This window comes from Mycobacterium sp. IDUB_1, from assembly GCF_055419625.1.
In genome coordinates, this window is the sequence record NZ_JBVAYA010000001.1 from 1,812,243 (window position 1) to 1,829,779 (window position 17,537).

Here is a 17,537-nt window from a genome sequence, read left to right on the forward strand (position 1 = left end):
CGGGCCAATCCGCTCAGGGCTTCTTGACCAACGTGAACTGGTTGACGTCGGTGTAGCCCTTGCGGAACGAATCGGCACAGCCGGTGAGGTAGTGCATGTAGCGGTCGTAGACCTCTTCGGACTGCACGGCGATCGCCTCGTCCTTGTGCGCCTCCAACGCGGCCGCCCAGTGGTCCAGGGTGCGCGCGTAGTGCGGCTGCAGCGACTGCTCGCGAGTCAACGTGAAGCCCGCCTTGCCGGCATACTCACCGACCAGCTCGATCGTCGGCAGGTACCCGCCCGGGAAGATCTCCGTGAGGATGAACTTGATGAACCGGGCGACCGAGAAGGTCAGCGGAATGCCGCGTTCGATCATCTGCGGGATCGTCAGCGCGGTGATGGTGTGCAGCAGCATCACACCGTCGTCGGGCAGCACCTTGTAGGCGGTGGTGAAGAAGTCGTCCCAGCGGTCCTTGCCGAAGTGCTCGAACGCCCCGATGGAGACGATGCGGTCCACCGGCTGGTCGAAGCTCTCCCAGCCCTCGAGGCGGATCTCCTTGGTGCGGGGGCTCTGCGACGCGGCGAACGTGCGCTCCACGTGTGCCTTCTGGTTCTCGCTGAGCGTCAGGCCGATGACGTTCACGTCGTAGAGCTCGATCGCGCGCATCATCGTGTAACCCCAGCCGCAGCCGACGTCGAGCAGCGTCATGCCGGGCTCGAGACCGAGCTTGCCGAGCGCCAGATCGACCTTGGCGCGCTGCGCCTCTTCCAGCGTCATGTCCTCGCGCTCGAAGTACGCGCAGCTGTACATCTGCGACGGGTCGAGGAACAGGCGGAAGAACTCGTCGGACAGGTCGTAGTGCGCCTGGACGTCGTCGAAGTGGGGAGTCAGGTTTTTCTTGTTCGAGGCCATGAGCGTGGCTTCCTGGGCATGCTGCCCGAAGAGGATCTCCTGAAACGGCGGTCACGCATGTCCGACAGGCATGTTACGTGGTCTCCCCGGCAGGTCCCGAATCGCCCGAATTGACGTGCCCGGAGCTTCAGTGCCCCTGTGCGAACGTCGTCTTCAGCTCCCCGACGATGTCGTCCCACAGGGGTTCGGGCAGCTCATGGCCCATGCCGTCGAGCAGAACCAGCCGGGCGTCGGGGATCGCGCGGGCGATTGCGCGGCCGCCCGACGGGCGCATCAACTTGTCGGCCGTGCCGTGGATCACGACCGTGGGCGCGGTGGTCGCGCGGTTGTAGTGGCGCAGGCTGCCGCTGCCCAGGATCGCCGAGAACTGTCTGCCGATCCCCGCCGGGTAGTAGGAGCGGTCGAAGCCCTCGATGGCCTCGGCGCGCAGCGCATCGTCGGACCGGGGGTATCCCGGGCTGCCGATGATCTTGCTGACCTTGACCGCGTTGTCGACGATCGCGTCGCGCCCCGTGCCCGACGGCTTGGACAGGATCGCGAGCAGTTGCTGCGGTCCGGGCGGCGGGAGCGCCGGCTGGTTGTTGCTCGAGAAGATCACGCCCAGCGACCGGGTGCGGTCGGCGTGGCGCGCGGCGAACACCTGCGCGATCATGCCGCCCATCGACGCCCCGACGACGTGTGCGCGCTCGATGCCCAGATGGTCGGCCAGCGCGGCGGTGTCGTCGGCCATGTCCTCGAGCCGGTAGGGCGCCGGGCTCGCGATGCCGAGGAACGAGCGCGCCATGCTGAACGGCAGCGGGGCCCCAGAGCGCTGGCCGCGCAGCTTGCCCGACAGCCCGCAGTCGCGATTGTCGAAGCGGACCACGCGCAGGCCCTGGTTGACCAACTTCTCGCAGAACTCGGTGCGCCAGAAGATCATCTGCGCACCCAGCCCCATGATCAGCAGGACCGCCGGGTCACCCGGGTCACCCATGTCCTCGTAGTGGATGTCGATCTCGCCGGACGGTGCGGTGCCACTGCGCACCTGCATCAGACGTCCAACTCCGCGGTGCTAGTCGGGTCCTCGCGCAAGCGCTCGTCGGAGTGCTCCCGGGACACTTCGACCATGAAGTTCGCGAAGTAACCCGTCAGCGCCGGATCGCTCATCATCTGCCAGCTCGGCGCCAGCAGCTTCATGTAGCGCTCGACGTAGAGGAACTGCTTCCCGATGAGCACCAGCTCGCGGGGCAGTTTCACGTCGTAAGCCTCGGCGAGCGTGGAGAGCTGCTTACCGATCTCGGCATAGCTGAGGTCACCCAGCGACGTCATCGTCAACGGGGTGGCGAACTTCTCGAGATCCTTGGCCGCCTGAGCCTCGGGCTTGACCGTGCCGACCGCACCCATCAGCACGACGATCTTGCCGGCCGCAGCGTGGTCCTTCTTGACGAGCAGCGCGTACACCAGCTCGCGCAGCAGCCACCGGGTCCGCGGATCGATGCGGCCCATGATGCCGAAGTCGAAGAACACGATCCTGCCGTCGTCGTCGACGGAGAGATTGCCGGCGTGGAGATCGCCGTGGAACAGGCCGTGCCGGAGCCCGCCCTCGAACAGGCTGAACAGCAGCGCCTTGACCAGCTCGGTGCCGTCGAAACCCTTCTTGCGGATCGCGGCCACGTCGTCGATGCGAGTACCCGAGACGCGTTCCATGGTCAGCACCCGCTCGCTGGTGAGGTCCCAATAGACCTGCGGCACCCGGATGTTCTTGCCGAGCGGGGAGGCGTGCATGTGGGCCACCCAGGCGTCCATCGACTGCGCCTCCAGCCGGAAATCCAGCTCCTCGGCCAGGTTGTCGGCGAAATCGGCCACGACGTCCTGCGCGGAGAGCCGCTGCCCGAGCTTGGCGAACTCGACGATGCGGGCACCCCGCTTGAGGATCTGCAGGTCCGCGGCCACGCGGCGGCGGATGCCCGGCCGCTGGATCTTCACGACGACCTCTTCGCCGCTATGCAGCGTCGCGTAGTGCACCTGGGCGATCGACGCGGAGGCGAACGGCTTCTCGTCGAACGAGGCGAACAGATTCGTCGGCTCGTCGCCCAGCTCTTCCCGGAACAGTTTGTGCACCGCTTCGGCGTCGGCGGGCGGGACGCGATCCAGGAGGCTGCGGAACTCCCGGCTCAGGGGCTCACCGAAGGCGCCGGGGCTGGACGCGATGATCTGGCCGAACTTGACGTAGGTGGGGCCCAGGTCAGCGAAGGCCTGGGGGATCTGCTTGACGATCTTCTGCTGCAGCGAACCGCGGGAGCGCAGTTTCGCCACCACGCGGGCGCCGGTGCGCGTCACCTGCCATCCAGTCGCGCCGATGCGCGCTGCCTCGACCGGCAGGGGCACCCGATCGAGCTTGGCTACCTCGCGGTGCTGTGTGTTCCGCGTTGTACTCATCCCTGCAGTGTCTCAAAGGAGCCTGCACGCTCGAAAATGTGTGTGCCCCGGGTCACAGGCTGCTCTGTCTGTGAGCCCGCGGCCACCCGTGCTTTCGCCTGGGTGAACTCCGGCATCGCGCCGGAGGCGGCGGAGACGCCGTTGATGATGGACCACACGAGAGCGCGCCGGGCGGTGCGCTCGACGATGTTGGGGTCGCGGTGCTGGATCAGTCCCTTGGCCCAGGACGGCATGGTGTCGCGAACGGCCCAGTTCAGGGCGGCCTGCGGCAGCGGCAGGTTCGGCCCGGTCGCCATGGCGGTGCCGTAGGTGACCGCGAGCTTGGGCAGATAGGACTTCAGGCAGTCCAGCGTGTCGGCTTTCGTGGTGGGCAGATCGGTGCCGCCCAGCGCGTGCCCGACGCGCACGAACTCACCGTAGTAGCGGTCGATCTTCTTGCCGCGCAATGGATTCGGATGGTAGAGCTCGTGTGCGGTGGCGATGCCCCAGGCGACCGTCGCGTAGTTCCAGCGCAACCATTCGGGGTCGTCGGCGTCGTAACGCGCACCGTCGGGCCGGGTGCCCTTGATCGTGTGGTGCATGGAAGCCACGGTGGTGGCCAGGCGCTCGGCGGTCTCGGTCGAGCCGTAGGCCGTGCCGATGAAGAAGGCGACCGAGTGTCCGAGCCGGGTGAGTGCGCCCTTGGGATCGATCTGGGGCATCGGGTCATCGCGGGTGTCGTCTCGAACCAGTCGGGAGTGATGGACGCCCATCCAATAGATGGAGGGGTCGAGACGCTCGAGGAACGCGGCGCACTGCAGCCCGAAGATCAGCGCGTGGGTGTGCGAGTGCACGTGCCACACGGCGCTGTCCGGGCCGAACCAGCCCGGATCTCCCGCGGGGGTCGCGAACTCCATTCCCTTGAAGAAGTGGCGGCGGACGTCCTGGTCGAAGCGACGGTCGAGCACCTGGCCGATCAGCTGGTGCGGCAGGAACATCTGGTCCTCCTGGTCACGGGTGTGCCCAGTTTAGCTTCTGGATACGGTTGTGACCAGATCTGCGGCGGCCTACCCTTATCGGGTGTCGACTCCCACGAGATGGGCGGGCGTCCCGCTGGTCGACCGCCGCGCCGAGCGACGGGAGCTGCTGGTCGACGCCGCCTACCGCATCTTCGGGGAGGGCGGTGAGCAGGCGCTCTCGGTGCGGTCCGTATGCCGGGAGAGCGGCCTGAACTCGCGCTACTTCTACGAGAGTTTCGCCGACGTCGACGCCCTTCTCGGCGCCGTCTACGACCGGGTCAGCGTCGGGCTGACCTCCGCGGTCGACGCCGCGATGACCACAGCGGGCGCATCCCTGTCTGCCCGCACCCGCGCCGGGATGGCCGCGGTGCTCGAGTTCAGCTCCAGTGATCCGCGCCGGGGCCGGGTGCTGTTCACCGACGCCCGGGCCAACCCGGTACTCGCCACCCGCCGGGCCGCCACCCAGGACCTGCTGCGGGAGGCGGTGCTCTCGGAGGGGTGGCGACTACACCCGGGTTCCGACCCGGTGGCCGCGCAGGTGGCGGCCGCGCTGTACGCCGGCGCAATGGCCGAGCTGGCGCAGCAGTGGCTGGCCGGGCGCCTCGGCGACGATCTCGACGCCGTCGTCGACCACGCGCTCGCCCTCGTGCTGCGCTGAGGCTCAGCCAGCTGGGCGCCAGCGCTTGATGAAGTCGGTCTCCGGCCATTCCTCGTGGGCGGCCATCAACTCGTACATCGTTGCGCCATCGCAGGTTTCGCGGATGATGTCGGCGTGACCCGCGTGCCGGGTCAGCTCCTCGATGAGGTGGAATCCCACCCAGCGCACGGTCCAGAAATCCACGTCGCTGGGGAACCACGGCACCTGATGGGGCACCGGGACGGGAGTGTCGAGGTCTTTCTCGGCGAACGCCGCCAGCACGTCGTCGCTGACGCTGCGCAAGTCGTCGAGCAGCTCGGTCAACGTCTCGTCGTCGCGCATCACGTGCTGGTCGGCGTGCTCGGCCATCTGCTCCTCGATGGGCCGCGGGTCGGGGGCGGGGAAGTCGGGCGCCGCGAGGACACGTGCGAGCCAGCCGCGCTGCACGCCGGCGGCATGCTTGACCAAGCCGCCGACCGACAGCGCGCTCGCCGAGGGCGTTGCCCGGGCCTGTTCGTCGGTCAGACCGTGGGTGACGGAGAAGAACGCATTCTGGTTGAACCGGAGGAATTCGATCAGGCTCTGGCGTTCGCCGGTGGCGGGCGGGGGGAGTCCGGGCATTTGTCACTTCTCCTTGTTTTGTGCGCGAAGGTTGGTGTGTGCGTAAAGATCACGGATGCAAGCGATTTCGGCACCGTGGTGGATCATCTCTCGGTTGATGTGCAGCACCAGCGTGATCATCGGGCGCTCGCCGTACGGGCCTTCGGCCGGTCCGCACGGGCGTTCCAGGGCGTCGGCGTCGAGGCTGCGGACACCGCGCAGCCAGCGGTCGTACTCGTCGTCGAGTTGGGCGAGCGCGGTCGCGGCGTCGGTGGCGTAGGGCCAGGAGTCATAGTCCGCGGGCGGTCCCCCGAAGTGCGAGTGACTGCGCATCGCCAGCACTCCGACGATCACGTGCGCCAGCCGCCACGCGATCGTGGTGAACGGTTCGGGATCCGGAGGCGGGGCGGCGAAGTCGACGCGGCCGTCGCGGTGCACCGTCCAGCAGTCCTGGACCGGTTGCCAGTAGTACTCATCGTCGGTGAGCCCGGTCAGCCGCGGCCGCAGCTGCGACCGCCAGTGCAGGTCGAGTTGGTCGATCAGTTCGTCGGTGACGTCCATGGCGTCAGCCTCGCACCCATTCAGGACTGTTCCGGTCCTGAAACCAGACGGTCTCGCAGTTTCTGTGGGTGTAGTCGTGTGACTACACTTGTGTAGTCGATTGACTACACTCTGAGGAGAAATCATGACCGGAACGACGCTCGACGCACGCCGCACCGCGGATACAGCTTCGTGGCTGCGGGGGTACTACGCGGTGCGCGGCGCCGTATCGCTGGCGTGGGTGGCCACAGCCCTGGCCGTCGGCCCGATGTCGCCCGTTCTGTCCGGCGTCCTGCTGGTCGGTTATCCGGCCTGGGACGCGCTCGCCAACATCGCCGACGCCCGGCGCGCGGGCGGTCTCCGGCGCAACCCCACCCACCTGGTCAATGTCCTCGTCAGCGTCGTGACCACGGCGGCTGTCGGCGGGGCGCTCACCCTGGGCATGAACGCCGTTCTGGCCGTGTTCGGCGTGTGGGCGGTCCTGTCCGGCCTACTGCTCGTCGCCACCACCGTGCGCCGCGGCACGGGAGTCGGGGGGCGATGGTTTCTGGTGATCAGCGGCGTGCAATCCGCGGCCGCAGGCGTCATGTTCCTCGTCAAAGCGGGCGGCCAGAGTGTTCCGAGCGTCGCCGACATCGCGCCCTATGCCGCCTTCGGGGCGCTCTACTTCCTCGTATCGGCGGGCTGGCTTTCCGTGTCGCTGCTGCGCTCACGCTGAAGACCCCGGGGGTCGGCGAGCTGGTCGGCCAGCGGGCCGGCGTTCGGGACGGTGGCGAGCGGGCCGTCCTCCAGGCCCGTCGCCACTTTCAAGAACGGTCCGAACAGGCGCCATCCCAGCTGCAGCGCGAGTGCATCGGCGGTGGCCACCCGTGCAGCCTGGTCATCTCCGAGACGATCCCGGGCGACAGCGATCAATTGCTCCACATTCGGGAACCGGTGCTGCATCCGCCCGACGTCGAAACCATCGAGCAACGCCCTGGCGATCACCGTCCAGTTGCGCTGGGCCAGAGCTTCGACATCGCGCGGACCCGCCGCCGTCGAGCGAGCCGCGTCCAGCTCCTCGGCGAGGTGATCCAACGTCGCCGCCACCACGGCGTCTTTGTTGCCGATGTGGCGAAAGATGAGTCCAGCGTTGATGTTCGAGCGCTCGGCGATGTCGCGCAGGCTCGTGGCCGCCGGTCCGCGCTCGGCGAACAGATCCGCGGCGTGGGAGAGCACGACGGGCCGGATGCGCGCACCGGCCTCCCTCTGCGTGCTGCTGTCTGTAGCCACGTGACTACGTTAGCGCCCGCCTCATAGGACAGTTTCGGTCCGCAGACTCTGGCACGCTGACGAGATGTCCGAGACGACCAGCCGCGTTCTGCAGCTCCTCGGCCTGCTGCAGTCACGACGGGTGTGGGCGGGGGAGGAGCTGGCCGCCCGGCTGAACGTGACCACCCGCAGCGTGCGCCGCGACATCGAGCGGCTGCGCGAGCTCGGCTATCCCGTCGCCGCCAGCAGGGGACACGGTGGCGGATACCAACTGGGCGCCGGCGCCGCGCTGCCGCCGCTGCTGCTGGACCCGGACGAGGCGGTCGCGATGGCGGTCTGCCTGCGGCTCGCGGCCGGCGGCAGCGTCGCCGGGGTCGGCGAGTCGGCACTGCGGGCGCTCAGCAAGCTCGACCAGGTGATGCCGCGGCGGTTGCGTTCCCAGGTCTCCGCCGTCCACGAGGCCACGGTCACGCTGACGTCGGGCGCACCCGAATCCGTCGTCGAACCCGACGTCCTGATGACCCTCGCGCGGGCCAGCCGGGACCGCGAGCACGTCACCGCCGGCTACGTGGACCGCGGCGGCACCGCGACGCGACGCCGCCTGGAGCCCTACCAGCTGGTGACCACGGGACGCCGCTGGTACCTGCTCGCCTATGACCGTGACCGGGAAGACTGGCGAAGCCTGCGGCTGGACCGCATGTCCGACGTCGCGGCCGTCGGCACCACGTTCACCGCACGCGACGCCCCCGACGCGGCCGCCTACGTGCGCCGATCCATCAGCACATCGCCCTACCGGTACGTGGCCCGGGTCCGCTACCACGCACCCGTCGACACCGTCGCCCCGTGCTTCCCGCCCGGCTCGGTGAACGTCGAAGCCGACGGCCCCGACGCCACCATCGTCACCGCAGGTGCCGACGATCCCCGGCAGATGGTTCCCTACCTCGCGATGGTCGACGCCGAGTTCGAGGTCCTCGGGTCGCCCGAGGTGGCCGAGGCTGTGGCCGCGGTCGGCGAGCGGTTGCGCCGGGCCACGCACTGAAGAAAGGACGACCTGATGGTCACGCTCGCCCTCGACGTCGGCGGCACGAAGCTCGCGGTCGGACTGGTCGACGACTCCGGTGCGCTGCGATACCGCGCGGAACTGCCGACCCCGCGCGCCGACGCCGAGGCGGTCTGGGCCGTCGCAGACGCCCTGCTCGTCGATGCCCTGGCCGCCGCCGGTGGCGATGTGGACGCCGTCGGCATTGCGTCCGCCGGACCGATCGACGTCCCGGCTGGCACCGTCAGTCCTATCAACATCGTTGCCTGGCAACGCTTTCCGATCGTTGCGCGGGTGGCGCAGCGCACGGGCGCGACCGTGCGTCTCGGCGGTGACGGATTGTGCATGGCGCTGGGGGAGCAGTGGCGAGGAGCGGCCGTGGGAGCCCGATTCCTGCTCGGCATGGTCGTCTCGACCGGCGTCGGCGGCGGCCTCGTTCTCGACGGCGCGCCGTGTCACGGACGGACCGGCAACGCCGGCCACGTCGGTCACGTGGTGGTGGAACCGGACGGCGCTCCGTGCACATGCGGTGGGCACGGCTGCGTCGAGACAGTCGCAGCCGGCCCGTGGCTGGCGCGGTGGGCGCGCGAGCGCGGATGGCAGGCCCCACCTGAGGCCGGCGCGAAGGAGCTGGCCGAGGACGCGCGGCGGGGCGACCCGGTGGCCGTGCAGGCATTCGGTCGCGGTGCCGACGCGCTGGCCCGGATGATCGCCTCTGTCGGCGCCGTGTGCGACCTGGATCGCGTGGTCATCGGCGGCGGTGTGGCCCGCGCCGGGGAGCTGCTGTTCGACCCGCTGCGGGCGGCGCTGCACCGGTACGCGGGGTTGAGTTTTCTCCGCGGCCTGGAGGTGGTGCCGGCCCACCTGGGAGGTGACGCCGGGCTGATCGGCGCCGCCGCTCTCGGCCGTTTTGGCTGATCGGGGCGCAGCAGGCTATTCTTGCCGGGTTCCACCGAAGACCGTCGGTCACCAGTCACATGGTTGAAGGTCCGGGTTTCACCCGGCGGCCCACGCAGGAGGACGAGGCACGTACCTCACATGTGTGCGCCCCGACCTGTCTGCGTCGGGGCGTTCGTCGTTTCACGACGTCACAAGACCTTCTCTCCTGCGTCCGGCCGGCGCTCCTCGACGGGACATCCGTACACCCACCACGAGGAGGCATGCATGGCCAAGGCTGAAAAGGCCACCGCGGTCGCCGACATCGCCGAACAGTTCAAGGAGGCGACGGCGACGCTCGTCACCGAATACCGCGGACTGACGGTCGCCAACCTCGCGCAGCTGCGCCGTTCGCTCGGCGACTCCGCCACCTACACCGTTGCCAAGAACACCTTGGTCAAGCGTGCGGCGGCAGAGGCAGGCATCGAAGGCCTCGACGAACTGTTCGCCGGTCCCACCGCGATCGCGTTCGTCAAGGGAGAGGCCGTCGACGCCGCCAAAGCGATCAAGACCTTCGCCAAGGACAACAAGGCGCTGGTCATCAAGGGCGGCTACATGGACGGCCGCGCGCTGTCCGTCGACGAGGTCAACCGCATCGCGGACCTCGAGTCGCGCGAGGTGCTGCTGGCCAAGCTGGCCGGCGCGATGAAGGGCAATCTGACCAAGGCTGCCGGTCTGTTCAACGCTCCGGCGTCGCAGGTCGCACGTCTGGCTGCCGCACTGCAGGAAAAGAAGGCCGCCGAGGAAGCGGCCTGACGGCTGCTCGGCACACACCCACTGACATCAAGAAGTAACGAAGGAAGGACCATCATGGCCAAGCTGTCCACTGAAGAGCTGCTCGACGCGTTCAAGGAGCTCACCCTGCTCGAGCTGAGCGAGTTCGTGAAGGCGTTCGAGGAGACCTTCGAGGTCACCGCTGCGGCGCCGGTCGCCGTCGCCGCTGCCGGCCCCGCCGGTGGTGCCCCCGCCGAGGCCGCCGAGGAGCAGTCGGAATTCGACGTCATCCTCGAAGGTGCCGGCGAGAAGAAGATCGGCGTCATCAAGGTCGTCCGCGAGATCGTGTCCGGCCTGGGCCTCAAGGAAGCCAAGGATCTGGTCGACAGCGCCCCCAAGCCGCTGCTCGAGAAGGTCACCAAGGAGGCCGCCGAGGACGCCAAGGCCAAGCTCGAGGCCGCCGGCGCATCGGTGTCGGTCAAGTAGTAAGAGGTATTCCGGAGCCGTCGTTCTGACGGTGACGTCAGTCGTGGGGCTGGTCTGGCAAACAGACCAGCCCCGCGCTACGTTCGGGCCCGGTCCGGCCCCGGCCGTGTGACCGGTAGGTTATGGTGACTCAAGCCACAAGCGGGGATCCGTGGCGAGCAGATGCTGGATTGGCGAGAGGAATTCGCGTGGGTATTGGTATCCAGGTCGAGGGGTTGACGAAGTCCTTCGGCTCACAGCGAATCTGGGAAGACGTCACGTTCGATCTGCCCGCCGGCGAGGTGAGCGTTCTGCTGGGCCCGTCGGGTACCGGTAAGTCGGTGTTCCTGAAGTCGCTGATCGGTCTGCTGCGCCCGGAGCGCGGCAAGATCATCGTCGACGGCACGAACATCATCGAGTGCTCGGCCAAGGAGCTCTACGAGATCCGCACGCTGTTCGGTGTCATGTTCCAGGACGGCGCGCTGTTCGGATCGATGAGCCTGTACGACAACACGGCGTTCCCGCTTCGTGAGCACACGAAGAAGAAGGAATCCGAGATCCGTCAGATCGTGATGGAGAAGCTGGACCTGGTGGGTCTGGGCGGTGACGAGGACAAGTTCCCGGGCGAGATCTCCGGCGGTATGCGCAAGCGCGCCGGCCTGGCCCGCTCGCTGGTGCTGGACCCACAGATCATCCTGTGCGACGAGCCGGACTCTGGTCTGGATCCGGTGCGTACGGCGTACCTGTCGCAGTTGCTGATCGACATCAACGCCCAGATCGACTGCACGATCCTGATCGTCACGCACAACATCAACATCGCCCGCACGGTGCCCGACAACATGGGCATGCTGTTCCGCAAGCACCTGGTGATGTTCGGTCCCCGCGAAGTGCTGCTGACCAGCGATGAGCCGGTGGTCAAGCAGTTCCTCAACGGTCGACGGATCGGCCCGATCGGTATGTCGGAGGAGAAGGACGAGTCGACGATGGCCGAGGAGCAGGCCATGGTCGACGCGGGTCACCATGACGGTGGCACCGAGGAGATCGAGGGCGTTCCGCCGCAGGTGATGGCGACCCCTGGCATGCCCGAGCGCAAGGCTGTGGGCCGTCGCCAGGCCCGGGTGCGCGAGATCATGCACACCCTGCCTCCGGCCGCCCAGGAAGCCATCCGCGCCGACCTGGACGGCTCGAACAACAACTCGGCCCGCGATTACGACGCGGAGTCGTCCTCGCGCCGTGACGAGGACGACGCACCCACCGGTCGGATCCCCGTCGGCGGCGAGAACCGCTGATGTCCCGCCCGCTCTGCGGGCGCCCCCTCAACCTGGCGTGAGTCGCTGTCGCGCGCTCTGAATCAGGCCTGTCCGGCGCCGTCTCTTGGCGCCCGTCAAGTTTTCATCGATCGTTGTCTTGCGGCTCCGCCGCGGTGGTTATACAGTTTGCCAGAATCGCGTTGCCGTGCGGAAAATCGCACTTAGGGCACAGAAACGCGGTTTCTCAGCGCTTTCTGACACAGGAGAATAATGGTCGACCGCTATCGGGTCTGGGTTGGGGCAGGCGTTTTAGCGGGGGGAATGTCAGCTGCGATGCTGACGAGCGCGGGTGTCGCGGCAGCCGACGATGCATCGTCGTCGGGCACGGGCACCCAGGCGTCGTCGAATGCCGGCGGCGGGGATGAAGCGTCGCAGGCCAAGACGGTGACTTCGAAGCCGGCGACCTCGAAGACGGTGACGAAACGGGACCGTACGTTCGGGGTGAAGCCGCACCGGACGGAATCGGACAAGCCAGAACCGGAGAAGCCAGACCAGGGCGAGCCCGGGTCGGACAAGCCCGAGCCCGACGTGTCGCAACCCGAGGTGACCCCACCGGACACAGCGGCCCCCGAGGAGTCCGCGATCGACAAGCCGGTGCGCACACCCTTGCGGGACCTGTTCGGCGGCGGTAGACACCGTGCGCCGGAGCCCGACACGGAATCCGTCGCATCCGAGGACGCCGGTGCCACCGACGAGGCCGAACCGGCCGACGAACCCACCGTGACGCCCGTCGTCGAACCATCGTCGTCCGAACCATGGTCGTCTGAAACCGTCGCGCAGCCCCGGCGCCTCGTGCGTCCGAGCATGTTCGCCACCGGCATCGAGACCGATCTGGGCGCGCCGGACGGGGCCATGGTCATGCGCCTGGCTGCCGCCGACGCGCCGCCGGCGCAGACGACGACCCTGCTCGACGTCCTCAACACCATCGGCAAGAAGTTCTACGACTTCTACACCGACACCATGCAGTTCTTTGCCGGCCCGGTCCGCGCGCCGTTCGGCAGCACTGTCCGGGTCGAATCGTCGACGCTGACCATCGGCGGCCACAAGGACGTCCCCGCCGACTGGTACTTCCCCGACACCGACACCCCCGCCGGGTTGATCTACCTGCAGCACGGCTTCCTGGCCAACGCATCGTTCTACAGTGCGACCGCGGCATATCTGGCCGAGAAGACCGACAGCATCGTCGTGGTGCCGTCGCTGACGTGGAATCCATTCGACGTCGAGAACTACCCGCTCGAATGGCCGAGCACCGGTCGAGCGATCGCGGCCCTGTTCGCCGGTGACCGCGCGGCGCTGACGGCCAGCGCACACGCCGCCGGGTACGACGGGGTGCTGCCCGACCGGGTCGTGCTGGCCGGGCACTCGGCAGGTGGCGGCCTGGTGGCGATGGTCGGGAGATACATGGTCCAGACCGGCAACGCCGACGATCTGGCCGGACTGATCATGTTCGACGGGGTCGGCACGCTCAGCTACATGAGCCAGGACATCGCCGCGATCCCGACATCGATCCCCGTGTACAACATCGCGGCCGGGCCCAGCTCCTGGAACTGGTACGGCGACACGAACCGCAAGCTCAGCGCCGTCCGGCCCGGCATGTTCACCGGCGTCACGTTCCGGGACGGGTCGCACGCCGACGGTATGCAGACCACCGCGCCGATCGTGCAGTACTTCGCCTACATGGCGATGGGGCACTCGTCGCCGCTGGACGTGATGGCGAACAAGGTGCTCGCCGCGGGCTGGATCAACGACATGCTCGACGGCACCCACACCGACCGGCTCTACGACAGCGACGCCTCGGCGTGGAGCGTCGTCACCGGCTGGTGGTGGGATCAGTTGACCTCGTCGTCGCCCCGGCGCGTGCGCACCGTGACGATCTGATGTTCCAATTACTCCCAAACACCGCGTTGTCTCTTGACGGAACAGCGAAACCGGGCCAATCTATTGGCCAGCATGTTTGCACGGGATGAGGACGCCAGCCAGCGACCAAGCCTTCACAGCATGCGATCTGTGCCTGGATGTTGAGGAATAGCCCGTCCTGCGCTATCGTTGGACGTTGCGCTGGCTGCATCCTGCCCACCTCATCCGCACCGCCCACGTAGTCGAAGCCTGAGTTCTGCTCAGCGATCTCGACGCGTGCCGTGCGCCGGAGGCGGCTCGTGGAGCCAGCCGAACCGACGCAGAATCGCGGCACGATGGTCCGGTCTCCTCCGGTCTCCACGGTCGCATGAGGTGCTGGAAGGATGCATCTTGGCAGGGTCCCGCCAGATCGAGTCAGTAACCAACAACTCCGTTCCCGGAGCACCAAACAGAATTTCCTTCGCGAAACTCCGTGAGCCTCTCGAGGTTCCCGGGCTGCTCGACGTCCAAACCGAATCGTTCGAGTGGCTGATCGGCGCGCAGGACTGGTTCCAGCGTGCCGTCGACCGCGGCGATGTGGACCCCAAGGGTGGTCTGCAGGAGGTTCTCGAGGAGCTGTCCCCGATCGAGGACTTCTCGGGTTCGATGTCGCTGTCCTTCTCCGACCCACGCTTCGACGAGGTCAAGGCACCCGTCGACGAGTGCAAAGACAAGGACATGACGTACGCGGCTCCGCTGTTCGTCACGGCCGAATTCATCAACAACAACACCGGCGAGATCAAGAGCCAGACGGTGTTCATGGGTGACTTCCCGATGATGACGGAGAAGGGCACCTTCATCATCAACGGCACCGAGCGTGTCGTGGTGAGCCAGCTGGTCCGCTCGCCGGGCGTGTACTTCGACGAGACGATCGACAAGTCCACCGAGAAGACGCTGCACAGCGTCAAGGTGATCCCCGGCCGCGGCGCGTGGCTGGAGTTCGACGTCGACAAGCGCGACACCGTCGGTGTGCGCATCGACCGCAAGCGCCGCCAGCCGGTCACCGTGTTGCTGAAGGCGCTGGGCTGGACCAACGAGCAGATCACCGAGCGTTTCGGCTTCTCCGAGATCATGATGGGCACGCTGGAGAAGGACAACACCGCCGGCACCGACGAGGCGCTGCTCGATATCTACCGGAAGCTGCGGCCGGGCGAGCCCCCGACCAAGGAGTCCGCGCAGACCCTGCTGGAGAATCTGTTCTTCAAGGAGAAGCGCTACGACCTGGCCCGCGTGGGCCGCTACAAGGTCAACAAGAAGCTGGGCCTCAACGCAGGCAAGCCGATCACCAGCTCGACGCTGACCGAAGAGGACGTCGTCGCGACCATCGAGTACCTGGTCCGTCTGCACGACGGCCAGACCACGATGACGGTGCCCGGCGGTGTCGAGGTGCCGGTCGAGGTGGACGACATCGACCACTTCGGCAACCGTCGTCTGCGTACCGTCGGCGAGCTGATCCAGAACCAGATCCGGGTCGGCCTGTCGCGTATGGAGCGCGTCGTGCGTGAGCGCATGACGACTCAGGACGTCGAGGCGATCACGCCGCAGACCCTGATCAACATCCGTCCCGTCGTGGCGGCGATCAAGGAGTTCTTCGGCACCAGCCAGCTGAGCCAGTTCATGGACCAGAACAACCCGCTGTCGGGTCTGACCCACAAGCGCCGCCTGTCGGCGCTGGGCCCCGGCGGTCTGTCCCGTGAGCGCGCCGGCCTCGAGGTCCGCGACGTGCACTCCAGCCACTACGGCCGCATGTGCCCGATCGAGACCCCGGAAGGCCCGAACATCGGCCTGATCGGTTCGCTGTCGGTGTACGCGCGGGTCAACCCGTTCGGCTTCATCGAGACGCCCTACCGCAAGGTCATCGACGGCCGGGTCACCGACCAGATCGACTACCTGACCGCCGACGAGGAGGACCGCCACGTCGTGGCGCAGGCCAACTCGCCGCTCGACGGTGACGGACGCTTCGAAGAGGAGCGAATCCTGGTCCGACGCAAGGGCGGCGAGGTCGAGTTCGTCTCGGCGGCCGAGGTCGACTACATGGACGTCTCGCCGCGCCAGATGGTGTCGGTCGCGACGGCGATGATCCCGTTCCTCGAGCACGACGACGCCAACCGTGCCCTGATGGGTGCCAACATGCAGCGCCAGGCCGTTCCGCTGGTCCGCAGCGAGGCTCCGCTGGTCGGCACCGGTATGGAGCTGCGCGCCGCCATCGACGCCGGTGACGTCATCGTCGCCGAGAAGGCGGGCGTCATCGAAGAGGTGTCGGCCGACTACATCACCGTGATGGCCGACGACGGTTCCCGGCACACCTACCGGATGCGCAAGTTCGCCCGTTCCAACCACGGCACGTGCGCCAACCAGCGCCCGATCGTGGACGCCGGGCAGCGTGTCGAGGCGGGTCAGGTCCTCGCCGACGGTCCGTGCACCGAGAACGGTGAGATGGCACTGGGCAAGAACCTGCTCGTCGCCGTCATGCCGTGGGAAGGGCACAACTACGAGGACGCGATCATCCTCTCCAACCGTCTGGTCGAAGAGGACGTGCTGACCTCGATCCACATCGAGGAGCACGAGATCGATGCCCGCGACACCAAGCTGGGCGCCGAGGAGATCACCCGGGACATCCCGAACGTCTCCGATGAGGTGCTGGCCGATCTCGACGAGCGCGGCATCATCCGCATCGGCGCCGAGGTCCGCGACGGCGACATCCTGGTCGGCAAGGTCACGCCGAAGGGCGAGACCGAGCTGACTCCCGAGGAGCGCCTGCTGCGCGCCATCTTCGGCGAGAAGGCCCGCGAGGTTCGCGACACGTCGCTCAAGGTGCCCCACGGTGAGTCCGGCAAGGTCATCGGCATCCGCGTCTTCTCCCGTGAGGACGACGACGAGCTGCCGGCCGGTGTCAACGAGCTGGTCCGCGTCTACGTGGCCCAGAAGCGCAAGATCTCCGACGGCGACAAGCTCGCCGGACGCCACGGCAACAAGGGCGTCATCGGCAAGATCCTGCCCGTCGAGGACATGCCGTTCATGCCGGACGGCACCCCGGTGGACATCATCCTGAACACCCACGGTGTGCCGCGTCGTATGAACATCGGCCAGATCCTGGAAACCCACCTCGGGTGGGTGGCCAAGGCCGGCTGGAACATCGAGGGAAGCCCGGAGTGGGCGGCCAATCTGCCCGAGGGCATGCAGTCGGCCCCGGCCGATTCCATCGTGGCCACCCCGGTGTTCGACGGTGCCCGCGAGGGCGAGCTGGAGGGCCTGCTGGGCTCGACGCTGCCGAACCGCGACGGTGACGTGATGGTCAACGCCGAGGGCAAGTCGCAGTTGTTCGATGGTCGCAGTGGCGAACCGTTCCCGTACCCGGTGACGGTCGGCTACATGTACATCCTGAAGCTGCACCACCTCGTCGACGACAAGATCCACGCCCGCTCCACCGGTCCGTACTCGATGATCACGCAGCAGCCGCTGGGCGGTAAGGCGCAGTTCGGTGGTCAGCGATTCGGTGAGATGGAGTGCTGGGCCATGCAGGCCTACGGCGCTGCCTACACGCTGCAGGAGCTCTTGACGATCAAGTCCGACGACACGGTCGGTCGCGTCAAGGTCTACGAGGCCATCGTCAAGGGCGAGAACATCCCCGAGCCGGGCATTCCGGAGTCGTTCAAGGTGCTTCTCAAGGAGCTGCAGTCGCTCTGCTTGAACGTTGAGGTGCTGTCTTCGGACGGCGCGGCGATCGAAATGCGAGACGGCGACGACGAGGACCTGGAGCGTGCTGCTGCCAACCTCGGAATCAACCTGTCCCGCAACGAATCCGCCTCTGTGGAAGACCTTGCGTAGATCTGGCCTTGTG

Annotated in this window: 16 protein-coding genes; 9 read left to right on the forward strand and 7 right to left on the reverse strand. The window is 67.4% G+C overall.

Features of this window, described 5'->3' with window-relative positions:
* Positions 1-13 precede the first annotated feature (13 nt).
* The 4 genes from ACZYYX_RS09265 to ACZYYX_RS09280 form a co-directional block, all read right to left on the reverse strand.
* Positions 14-892 carry a cyclopropane mycolic acid synthase family methyltransferase gene (locus tag ACZYYX_RS09265; RefSeq protein ID WP_463814118.1) on the reverse strand — a complete coding sequence of 293 codons (879 nt, stop codon included), beginning with the start codon at positions 890-892 and terminating at the stop codon, positions 14-16.
* A gap of 127 nt (positions 893-1,019) precedes the next feature.
* Positions 1,020-1,922, reverse strand: a complete 903-nt coding sequence (locus ACZYYX_RS09270; protein WP_463814119.1) for an alpha/beta fold hydrolase — start codon at positions 1,920-1,922, stop codon at positions 1,020-1,022.
* A complete protein-coding gene (locus tag ACZYYX_RS09275; RefSeq protein WP_463814120.1) occupies positions 1,922-3,310 on the reverse strand; it encodes an ABC1 kinase family protein in 1,389 nt (462 codons plus the stop codon). Before ACZYYX_RS09275 ends, ACZYYX_RS09270 begins: the two co-directional genes overlap by 1 nt.
* Complete coding sequence (locus tag ACZYYX_RS09280) at positions 3,307-4,287, reverse strand: oxygenase MpaB family protein (protein WP_463814121.1); 981 nt, start codon at positions 4,285-4,287, stop codon at positions 3,307-3,309. Before ACZYYX_RS09280 ends, ACZYYX_RS09275 begins: the two co-directional genes overlap by 4 nt.
* Before the next feature lie 82 nt (positions 4,288-4,369).
* On the opposite strand from ACZYYX_RS09280, the gene ACZYYX_RS09285 reads away from it, so the two are divergent.
* On the forward strand, positions 4,370-4,966 hold the full coding sequence (locus ACZYYX_RS09285; protein WP_463814122.1) for a TetR/AcrR family transcriptional regulator: 597 nt from the start codon (positions 4,370-4,372) through the stop codon (positions 4,964-4,966).
* 3 nt (positions 4,967-4,969) lie between these two features.
* On the opposite strand, the gene ACZYYX_RS09290 is transcribed toward ACZYYX_RS09285, so the two are convergent.
* On the reverse strand, positions 4,970-5,566 hold the full coding sequence (locus tag ACZYYX_RS09290) for a DinB family protein (RefSeq protein ID WP_463814123.1): 597 nt from the start codon (positions 5,564-5,566) through the stop codon (positions 4,970-4,972).
* A gap of 3 nt (positions 5,567-5,569) precedes the next feature.
* Positions 5,570-6,106 carry a DinB family protein gene (locus ACZYYX_RS09295; RefSeq protein ID WP_463814124.1) on the reverse strand — a complete coding sequence of 179 codons (537 nt, stop codon included), beginning with the start codon at positions 6,104-6,106 and terminating at the stop codon, positions 5,570-5,572.
* 124 nt (positions 6,107-6,230) lie between these two features.
* Between ACZYYX_RS09295 and ACZYYX_RS09300 the strand changes: the two genes are divergently transcribed.
* A complete protein-coding gene (locus ACZYYX_RS09300; RefSeq protein WP_463814125.1) occupies positions 6,231-6,803 on the forward strand; it encodes a DUF308 domain-containing protein in 573 nt (190 codons plus the stop codon).
* Here ACZYYX_RS09300 and ACZYYX_RS09305 read toward each other — a convergent pair.
* Positions 6,749-7,357, reverse strand: a complete 609-nt coding sequence (locus ACZYYX_RS09305) for a TetR/AcrR family transcriptional regulator (protein WP_463814126.1) — start codon at positions 7,355-7,357, stop codon at positions 6,749-6,751. The genes ACZYYX_RS09300 and ACZYYX_RS09305 overlap by 55 nt on opposite strands.
* A 64-nt stretch (positions 7,358-7,421) precedes the next feature.
* Between ACZYYX_RS09305 and ACZYYX_RS09310 the strand changes: the two genes are divergently transcribed.
* The 7 genes from ACZYYX_RS09310 (at position 7,422) to rpoB (ending at position 17,524) form a co-directional block, all read left to right on the forward strand.
* Positions 7,422-8,375 (forward strand): helix-turn-helix transcriptional regulator, encoded by a 954-nt coding sequence (locus ACZYYX_RS09310; RefSeq protein WP_463814127.1) that lies wholly within the window; start codon positions 7,422-7,424, stop codon positions 8,373-8,375.
* 15 nt (positions 8,376-8,390) lie between these two features.
* Positions 8,391-9,293 (forward strand): ROK family protein, encoded by a 903-nt coding sequence (locus tag ACZYYX_RS09315; protein ID WP_463814128.1) that lies wholly within the window; start codon positions 8,391-8,393, stop codon positions 9,291-9,293.
* Between the two features lie 246 nt (positions 9,294-9,539).
* Positions 9,540-10,067 carry a 50S ribosomal protein L10 gene (gene rplJ / locus ACZYYX_RS09320; RefSeq protein ID WP_463814129.1) on the forward strand — a complete coding sequence of 176 codons (528 nt, stop codon included), beginning with the start codon at positions 9,540-9,542 and terminating at the stop codon, positions 10,065-10,067.
* A gap of 54 nt (positions 10,068-10,121) precedes the next feature.
* Positions 10,122-10,511 carry a 50S ribosomal protein L7/L12 gene (gene rplL / locus ACZYYX_RS09325; protein ID WP_046361092.1) on the forward strand — a complete coding sequence of 130 codons (390 nt, stop codon included), beginning with the start codon at positions 10,122-10,124 and terminating at the stop codon, positions 10,509-10,511.
* A 188-nt stretch (positions 10,512-10,699) separates the two neighbouring features.
* The gene (locus ACZYYX_RS09330) at positions 10,700-11,779 is read left to right on the forward strand and encodes an ABC transporter ATP-binding protein (protein WP_463814130.1); all 1,080 of its coding nucleotides are present in this window, start codon (positions 10,700-10,702) and stop codon (positions 11,777-11,779) included.
* Positions 11,780-12,073: 294 nt separating this feature from the next.
* Positions 12,074-13,678, forward strand: a complete 1,605-nt coding sequence (locus ACZYYX_RS09335) for an alpha/beta hydrolase (protein ID WP_463814131.1) — start codon at positions 12,074-12,076, stop codon at positions 13,676-13,678.
* Positions 13,679-14,029: 351 nt separating this feature from the next.
* Positions 14,030-17,524: a DNA-directed RNA polymerase subunit beta gene (gene rpoB / locus ACZYYX_RS09340; RefSeq protein WP_463814132.1), complete on the forward strand. Its 3,495-nt coding sequence runs from the start codon at positions 14,030-14,032 to the stop codon at positions 17,522-17,524.
* Positions 17,525-17,537 lie beyond the last annotated feature (13 nt).